The sequence below is a fragment of the Marinobacter sp. DUT-3 genome (assembly GCF_050379435.1).
Lineage (GTDB): Bacteria > Pseudomonadota > Gammaproteobacteria > Pseudomonadales > Oleiphilaceae > Marinobacter.
In genome coordinates, this window is the sequence record NZ_JBNRMG010000004.1 from 455596 (window position 1) to 463691 (window position 8096).

The 8096-nt window shown below is 51.4% G+C and carries 13 protein-coding genes; 1 reads left to right on the plus strand and 12 read right to left on the minus strand.

Translation table 11 applies throughout. From position 1 onward, the window contains the following. Window positions 1-510 precede the first annotated feature (510 nt). From ACQUWM_RS10410 to ACQUWM_RS10455, 10 genes are all read right to left on the minus strand, one after another. The gene (locus ACQUWM_RS10410) at window positions 511-813 is read right to left on the minus strand and encodes a DUF2004 domain-containing protein (protein WP_428922092.1); all 303 of its coding nucleotides are present in this window, start codon (window positions 811-813) and stop codon (window positions 511-513) included. Window positions 814-885: 72 nt separating this feature from the next. Beyond that, complete coding sequence (locus ACQUWM_RS10415) at window positions 886-1284, minus strand: GFA family protein (RefSeq protein ID WP_428922093.1); 399 nt, start codon at window positions 1282-1284, stop codon at window positions 886-888. 90 nt (window positions 1285-1374) lie between these two features. Next, on the minus strand, window positions 1375-2382 hold the full coding sequence (locus ACQUWM_RS10420) for a restriction endonuclease (protein ID WP_428922094.1): 1008 nt from the start codon (window positions 2380-2382) through the stop codon (window positions 1375-1377). Between the two features lie 123 nt (window positions 2383-2505). Beyond that, window positions 2506-2952, minus strand: a complete 447-nt coding sequence (locus ACQUWM_RS10425; protein WP_428922095.1) for a DUF6998 domain-containing protein — start codon at window positions 2950-2952, stop codon at window positions 2506-2508. Between the two features lie 82 nt (window positions 2953-3034). After that, window positions 3035-3475 carry a hypothetical protein gene (locus ACQUWM_RS10430; RefSeq protein ID WP_428922096.1) on the minus strand — a complete coding sequence of 147 codons (441 nt, stop codon included), beginning with the start codon at window positions 3473-3475 and terminating at the stop codon, window positions 3035-3037. Between the two features lie 108 nt (window positions 3476-3583). Further along, window positions 3584-3997, minus strand: coding sequence for a GNAT family N-acetyltransferase (locus ACQUWM_RS10435; protein ID WP_428922097.1), 414 nt, complete (start codon window positions 3995-3997; stop codon window positions 3584-3586). A gap of 124 nt (window positions 3998-4121) precedes the next feature. Then, on the minus strand, window positions 4122-4418 hold the full coding sequence (locus tag ACQUWM_RS10440; RefSeq protein ID WP_428922098.1) for a hypothetical protein: 297 nt from the start codon (window positions 4416-4418) through the stop codon (window positions 4122-4124). 94 nt (window positions 4419-4512) lie between these two features. Further along, window positions 4513-4917 carry a hypothetical protein gene (locus ACQUWM_RS10445; protein ID WP_428922099.1) on the minus strand — a complete coding sequence of 135 codons (405 nt, stop codon included), beginning with the start codon at window positions 4915-4917 and terminating at the stop codon, window positions 4513-4515. 94 nt (window positions 4918-5011) lie between these two features. Further along, the gene (locus ACQUWM_RS10450) at window positions 5012-5488 is read right to left on the minus strand and encodes a GNAT family N-acetyltransferase (RefSeq protein WP_428922100.1); all 477 of its coding nucleotides are present in this window, start codon (window positions 5486-5488) and stop codon (window positions 5012-5014) included. Window positions 5489-5625: 137 nt separating this feature from the next. Then, window positions 5626-5880 (minus strand): hypothetical protein, encoded by a 255-nt coding sequence (locus tag ACQUWM_RS10455; protein WP_428922101.1) that lies wholly within the window; start codon window positions 5878-5880, stop codon window positions 5626-5628. 27 nt (window positions 5881-5907) lie between these two features. Here ACQUWM_RS10455 and ACQUWM_RS10460 point away from each other — a divergent pair. Further along, a protein-coding gene (locus ACQUWM_RS10460; RefSeq protein ID WP_407001579.1) for an IS3 family transposase occupies window positions 5908-7088 on the plus strand; the annotation gives its coding sequence in 2 pieces (ribosomal slippage) (window positions 5908-6204 and window positions 6207-7088; 1179 coding nt in all). Here the strand turns inward: ACQUWM_RS10460 and ACQUWM_RS10465 are convergent. Together ACQUWM_RS10465 and ACQUWM_RS10470 are read right to left on the minus strand one after the other, a co-directional pair. After that, the gene (locus ACQUWM_RS10465) at window positions 7052-7264 is read right to left on the minus strand and encodes a DUF6559 family protein (protein WP_428922102.1); all 213 of its coding nucleotides are present in this window, start codon (window positions 7262-7264) and stop codon (window positions 7052-7054) included. The genes ACQUWM_RS10460 and ACQUWM_RS10465 overlap by 37 nt on opposite strands. A 161-nt stretch (window positions 7265-7425) precedes the next feature. After that, window positions 7426-7899, minus strand: coding sequence for a hypothetical protein (locus tag ACQUWM_RS10470; RefSeq protein ID WP_428922103.1), 474 nt, complete (start codon window positions 7897-7899; stop codon window positions 7426-7428). Window positions 7900-8096 lie beyond the last annotated feature (197 nt).

Below are 8096 nucleotides of genomic sequence, written 5' to 3' on the forward strand. Positions count from 1 at the left end.
TCCGGTGGAGGCCCGTCGGGCCGGAACGTATTTGATGCATTGGTTATGTGGCGCCGCCAGGTTGCATTAGCCTGATTCCCGCTAAAAAGATAACACCGGCAGGGAATGCTATAACAACGCCGTATAATTTGAGGTACTCCTCATCCATAGGGCAACACCCGAAGGGCTCGAAAATCCAGAGACCACTTAAGCATAGAAGAGCCCACCCCGAACTAGCTAGGACGAGGGACATGAAACGATGCATGGACAGGATTGGATGCCGTTCCACTGGCGTAGAGCGCCGACCTTCAAAGCCGAGGTAAGCCAAGCTCACCACTGCACAAACTGCACTTACAATCCCGGTAATGCCGTTAATCACTTCCCAGTCCAAAGCAGCTCCCTAAGTTGGAAATCAGTGAACACATAACGCCGTTGTTCAGCGGCAGCCTTGGCAGAGCGAAGCGGCGACAAGGCTGTCCGGTGGAGGGCCTTCAGGCCCGGAACGAACTGGAACACTTGGTTAGGTGGAGGCTAGCTCTCCATGACGATTTCTTCGATTTTCCCCTCGTCGTCGAATGACACACTAACCACGTAATCCGTCACGTCATCAGGAAGAGTAAAGTCGTATACCTCTTCGTCATCCCATTTTTCTCTGAGGACCAGTAGCCCAATTACTTGCTCATTGGATGGTGCAGAGACTCCTAGATGCTTCTGCCAATAACTCTCTGGAAGCTCTTCCAGGTGATGCGAAACGAACCCATCAATTCCGTACTCGCCCGCTTCGGTGCCGGCTGATCGTTTGATAGCTTCGAGAGCTTTCTCTTGGTTGCTCATAAATACACCTAACGCTGAGCGCACCGGCGGCCTGACAAGGCCGTCCGAGTGACGCGGCTTGTTATCACTGTCTCAGTCATACTCCACACTCTGAGGCAGATCGTCCGTAATCTCGAACCAGGGAGCCTTACTCCCCACGAATACATGGCGCCCTGCTTTTACCTCTGGGTCGCTATCAAGTGTTCCGAGTGGGAAACCATAGATCTCGGGGGCTGCATCGAACTTGGTATAGAGGCTGGAGCCACAGTTTGAGCAAAAGCCTTTGTGCTCACCCGGAGAAGACTCGTAAAACTTCAGCAGCTCCTGACCTTTGGCGGTGTGCCAATCCGAGGATTGCACCTTAGCGCGGGTTCTGAAAGCCGAGGCATGAAGCTTTCGGCACATTGAACAGTGACAGTTCAGAACATCAGTCAGCGGACCGTTGATTTCGTATTGAATGCCCCCGCAGAGACAACTACCTGTTTGCTTCATTCATGCACCTCCTTGTGTGATAACGCCTTGCTCACCGGAAAATTAGGAGCGTAGCGAGTAATTTTTCCGAGTGCAGCAACTTGTTGTACTTCATCTGTTCAATGTCATTAGGAAATCATCAGAAAGCTGGAATAAATAATCTGAAGGGTCATCTCCGCGATCTTTCGCGTGAAGGAGCTCACAAACCTGGTCATCATCCAGGATTAACATCATCTTTCCGGATTCACGCATAGCTCCTGCAACGGTCACCTGAGCTCCCTTATCGGCACCTTTTCTGCTCAATATTATTCCAAGACGGCGAAGGGCACGGGGGAGCAGATACTTTTCAGTAGTAAGTATCTGACCCTGTTTAATCGGGGCATTATAGTTTTTGAACTCGAACAGTACGTACCTCGAAGCAAGTTGAGAATCGACAAAACTCCAAAAATCGGTTGTCGGTGATAATCGACAAATCAAATCGTACCTGCTCAATCCATCATCAGTACGTTTTTGTGTTTGCCACCCCAAAAGGTCATTAGGGAACAGAAAGCGCAGAATTCGCTCACACAATTCCTCATAGGCTTTCCAATGCTTTTTACCTTTTCCAAGTGCCCGCAGCTCTCTACAAAGGGCTGCACCCTCGTCGGAAATCGGTGGCGGGGTAGCAGTGGCTATAAAGGAAAGTGTCGGATCAATTCGTGCTTTGCTGCTTCCTCCGCTTGAGGGAGCTTCCTCTAATAGAGCAGCCAACGGATCAACCAAATCTGGCGCGTGGCTAGCCCAAATCGAGAGGTCGACTCGATCTACAAATACTATTTTGTGTTTCTGTTCTAGGTATTCTCGGAGCTCCGGATCAAGATACGAAGACACCACGAGCATTGCCTTTGAGAAATTCGCTGCTTGCGCCGATTCGAGTAAGGCCAAAGCTGCTTTCTCGATCAGCGAAGGCTGTGCCCGCTTGGTCCTATAATACTTAACTTCTACAGCCCAATGATCTTGGGCCAACCTTGCTTCGAAATCGAATCTAGCACGCGGGCTTGTCGCCTCAGAAATAGTAAAGTTGTTGGCTTTTAGCAACGCAGCTACGAGCCGCTCGAACTGTTCTGCAGAACTCTTCACTCAACTCTCCATGAAGTACAACGCCGTTGTTCAGCGGCAGCCTTGGCAGAGCGAAGCGGCGACAAGGCTGTCCGGTGGAGGGCCGTCAGGCCCGGAACGAACTGGAACTATTTGTTAAGCCTTTTATGTAGGCCACACCTTGGTTCCGATCTGTTTGAATTTGCCAACAGCCAGAGCGCCACGCTCATTTCGTGCTTTAGAGCCCGGGGCGAGGATTGCCTCCTGCACTTCAGGACGGTCTGCCTCCCACATTTCGATGACCTCAAAACTCTGGTCCAGCAAAACCAAAAGGACACTATCCCATTCATGATCGAGACGAATTGAACCGAGTCGTTGCCCGGGTCCTGGCTTCTCGGGCAGGCACCGACCTTTGATTTGGATCTTTCGGCCTGAACTATCGACAGCGTCATAACCTGCCTGCCTTGCCTCCGCCAACTCCAAGCCAAGCAATTTGGCGGCGCTGAATTCAGCTATTTCACCCGTGATCCCAAGTGGCTTACCCGTCAAATTTTTGAAGCGAATAGCAACATCTTTGGCTGCCGACAGAATTTCCTGCAACTCTTTATTCACGGAATTCCTTTTGGCTTAACGCAAAGCTAAGCGGCGGCCCGTCAGGGACGTCCGGTGGACGGCCGTCAGGCCGGGAACGTACTTAAGCGATTTGTTGTACGGTCCAAGACTCCCGCAGTTGGCCAATGACACCCGCAACCGTCTCAAACACCGTTTCCTGGGTACAACGATAGCGGTCCCTGGCCCAATCCAAAACAATAGGACCCCGAATTTGTGAAGCATGGTGGGGAAATGCCTTTAGGTACTCCTCAGTGAGGGCTGCTCCCCGGGGAAAAATGTGAAAATGAAGTTGAGACTGCTCTTCCCCAAACTGAGCGCAATAGATGCGCAAGGGATTCACTGTTTCTTTCACCAGCGAGGTGACATTGGCCAACAGAGGGCCAAGATTCTCGACCGATTGCCTCGGCAGAGCATCCAACGATTCGACTGCAGCCAATGGAGAGACGATCAAATAGCCGGGCACAGCACAGGAATAACAGTGCTCAACTACAAAATCTTCTGATCGTCCAATCTCAAAGTTCATCAGTACCTACTCGTACAACGCCGAAGCACAGCGGCGCCCTTGGAGTGGCGACGAAGGAGCCACGAAAAGGGCGTCCGGCGGCCATCGGCCGCGTACTGCTGCGACTTGTTATAAATCAGTGACTTTGGTGCTCATGAGAGCACTATTTCCAGAGAAGCCAAACTTCTCGTACAACCCTTGAGCATCCCGAGTTTGCAACACCATTTGAGTTCCCTTTATGGCCGGGTGTGCAACCAAGCATTCCATGATCCACTGTCCCAGGCCAGCGCCCCGAAACTCTGGCTCAACCACAATGTCCGCTACCCAGGTAAACGTAGCACTATCGGTGACTGCACGCCCAAAACCAATCTGCGTGGAACCACGGTAAAGACTGAAGCAAATAGAGCCAGCAATCATACGCTCTACGGTTTCTCTGGGGCGGCGGCCACCCCAATAAGTTGCAGCGAGCAAACGGTGGACGATATCCAGTTGCACCTTGGATTTGTCGTCAGTGATTAGGTAATCGTCCTTGCTCCACTCCATCGATGGCTACTCCCTTATTTATAACGCCCGCCATCACCGGTGGCAAAACCGGAGCGAAGCGGAGGTTTTGGCATCCGGTGGATGGCCTGGTTAGCACTGCGCAACTGAACACCTGTGGCTAAAGTCAAAACGGTAATCCGTCCTCGTCTTCTGTTGTATATGATTCGGTAGACGGCTCTAAACCAATAAGAGCGTCTTCGACCGGCATCAGCTCCCATAGCCCGTTCTGGTGGAGCCAGATCGGATCGGCGTTCTCCTCAATGAACTGGTCTGCAGGCATACCATCCACGGTTGGTGGCCGCTTTATTCTGACTTGCTTGCCGTTCATAAAGACCCACTGGTACTTCCTTTGCCGCTCTGCCTTCTCGGCTTTCTTTGCTCTCCTTTGAGCCGGAGTGAGCTTTTTCTTAACCTTTGGCATATCTGAACTTTTTGGTGCTAACGCCGCTCAGCACGCGCGGCTACGAAATGGAGGCGAAGCCGCAATGTAGTAGACGTCGCCGTGACTGGCATGGTTAAGCATTGGTCCGGCCTGCTCCAACACTAGACCAAGTCACCAGGACACTGGTAAGCATTGACGCAAAAAGCATGGCTCCGTATAAGCTTAGATACTTGAGCGAAACCATGCCTCCATCCCAAAGTTCGCCAAGCTCATCGAATACAAATACCGCCATCAGCACTGCAACTGGAATGGACAGGACCAACGCCAGCTTCTTACCGTAAAACGTCAGCGCAGCCTCAAGCAAAAATAGAGCCCCGACTGTTAGGTAACCAATTGCGAATTCAAAATTGGCCGAAATCCCTGAGACTGAAATTGATGGACTCTCGTCGTGCAAGAGGTCCATGCCAACGACCAAGGACACCAAGCCTGCCAATAGCCACATCAAGCTTGAAGTCGCCTTGGCAATACTCCTGACCAACACTCTACCTCCCTGTGCTTAACGCCGCCAGCACGCGCGGCTTTGTAGTGAAGGCGAAGCCGCAACGGAAAAGCCGTCGCCGTGCCTGGCCTTGTTATGGCTTTGCGTAAAGGACAAGTGAGTAGTCGCCATTTTCACTTCTATATGGCTGTCCAATTTTCGAAAAGCCGAACCTATTGAACAAATGATGCATAGAATCATTATCCTCACGAGTTGTGGCAAAGCATGCCTTGCCAGACAACGTGTGAATGATTGACTCCATTAAAGCACGCCCATAGCCTTTGCCTCTCGCTGCTTCAGACACATACAGCCAGCCGAGCTCATATTCATACCTGCCTTGTTCAAGAGCCCCCGACTTTTCGAATACACGAGCTTTATATCCGGCATTAGGGTTCTTAATAGCTCCAACGGCCACGCATTTGCCATCATTGATGAAGACAAGCTTCTCTGCGCGTTGAATTCTTTGCCGAAGACCTGCCAATGCAACTTCTCCGCCCTCAGTCACCAGCTCTTCAAATGACTTAAGCTCAGCATCGTTACAGTCTTCAGGATTCTTGATGATCTTTTCCATGCTCATATGTCATAACGCCTGCATAAACGGCGGCTTTTGCGCAGCGAAGCGGAGAAAAAGCCGTCCGGTGGAGGCCCATCGGGCCGGAACGAATTTGATGCACTTGTTAAGGCTAGACTCGCACCGGGGCAATTTCCCTAGATGCCATCACCACCGCCAAACCCATCTCCAGCATCGCCGCCTGGTGACACTCCGCTCTCGGCTGAAACACCACCGACAGCAGTAACAATCGCTACGTTGAAGCTCACTGCTCTGGCCGTTGCATAATCCATAACCATTGATTGAGGGTGAGTTGTACTTCGCTCGTATTCCTCTTTTGTGCAGTAAAGCGCGATGGCATAACAAAGATACTTATCAGGCAGTGGACTTCCCCCAGTGTAGTGGACACGCATCGATAACTCCGCAATAGGAGAAAACCGATGCCGGAGATGATCACGGGGAAGAAAACTCAGCAGTACAGCACTGAGTTCAAAGTCAAAGCGGTGGAGTGGAGTCACCAGGCCCACCGAAGTGTCAAAAGCGTAGCCGAAGCGCTGGATATCCACCCCTTCATGCTGTCACGCTGGCGCAAGGAATACCATGAAGGAAAGTTCGCCATGAAACGGGTCAAGAAAGCGCCAGCCGAGGCCAAGCAGAAGATCCAGGAACAGGACGAGGTTGCCCGCCTGAAACGCCGGATATCGGAGCTTCAGGAGGAAAACGACATTCTAAAAAAGTTTCAACGTTTTCAGGCCGAGGAACGACGGAAGCGTTCCGATTCGTCTGGAAACACCGACGGGAACACGGAGTAAAGGCCCTGTGTCGGCACCTGGAGATCTCACGATCGGGCTACTACGCCTGGGCAAACCGGAAGCCCAGTCAACGAGCCGCTGAGAATGCGGAGTTGCTGTTGAAGATCCGCCGCATCTACAACGAGAGCAAAGGCCGATACGGCAGTCCTCGGGTTTACCAGGCGCTTCGACGTGAGGGCGTTGAAGTGGGTGAAAATCGAGTGGCCAAGCTGATGCAGGAATGGGGCATGAAAGCTCGAGTAGCCCGTGTATACCGGCGTTTGACGAAGCTGCGTGATGACTTGAAAGCCTTGCCGAATCATCGTCTGAATGCCGAGAAGCCCGTCACGGTAAACCAGCAATGGAGCAGCGATGTCACCTACATCAAGCTGGGCAAGAAATACGTGTTCCTGGCGGTGGTGCTGGACTTGTTTTCACGGAGAATCATCAGTTGGCGACTGGGAGAGAATCTGAATGCAGACTTCGCCAGGGCCACGCTCAGGGAGGCCTTCAAAACCCGAAAACCGGCTTCAGACCTGTTATTTCATACCGACCGAGGCATCGAGTATCGGGCTCATAAAACACAGGCTCTGCTGAATCGGCATCAGGTGCGCCACAGCATGAATCGCCCTGGGCAGTGTACTGACAACGCGGAGGTGGAGTCCTTCTTCAAGACGTTGAAGGGAGAATTGCTACACGCCACCAGCTTTGTGACGCTGAGACAGTTACGAAAGCATATAAGTGACTATATTGAAGACTTCTATAATAGCCACCGGCTGCACAGTGGCCTTGGCTACCGGACTCCGCTAGAGTTCGAAGGAATTAGCTGATGGCGCGTGTCCGATTTATTGGGGGAAGTCCACAGGTTCAATGAGGTTGCTGTATCCGTAACTTCCGTCGCCGTATAAGCCCTCTTATAGCCATACCTTTCTCTCAGCGCAGGACCAAGCACTCTGACATGTTTCTTGATCGCTCGTTTTCTAAAGAACCAGCTGAAAATATTCACGTGGTACCTTTTGCCTTAACGCTTGCAGCATGTGCGCCTGCGGAATGGAGCCGAAGGCGCAATGTAGTAGGCGTCGCCGTGCCTGCACTGGTTAGTGGTAGGCTGTAAGTAGGCCTTACGCATGGCACCAATTGTTCCGGCAGCTTAAACGCTATAAACACCTAACTGCGCTCTTTAACTATCAAAAAAATCATTATTATTGAGTAAATAACCGAGATCTGAATCATCTTGTCGGTCAAGGTTGAATATGTCCGCTCCGCAGCTTCCTCAAACTCATCGATACCATATATTTCTTCTTCTCTGAACCTGAGCGCGGCTATTCTCCTGCCCTCTGTTAAACGTACCTGAACTTCATCAAAATAATCCACCCGGTACCAAAACGTTCTCGCATTTGAATTGGGAAGAGCGATAGGGTATTCGGTACCAGCAGTTTCGATGCTAAAAGAGCCTTGCGGCGACCTGCTCTTTCCGTTTACAACAATCGTCTGCCAGTCGGAATATTCACCAAAATCTTCTGAGCCAGCTCTGATAAACATCAGAAGCAGTATCAACCCTATAAAAACAAATGAAAAAAGAGGCTTCAGTGAGTTCGAAGTCTTTTTGGTTGCCTTTTTTGACAGAACATAGCGGCTCATCCAGAGCTCCTGTAAAACCCCGATCACTAACGCTCGGCTCACGCGCCGGTTTGGAGCCGCGAAGCGGCGGAAAACCGGTCGCCGTGCAGCCGTTGGTTATAAGCCAATGTACCCCAAGGCCACATCGACTTCTGTGTAATCCCGAACCGATTTAGGGCTCGTAATACGATCTCCGACAGAGACAAAGTTGTAACCGA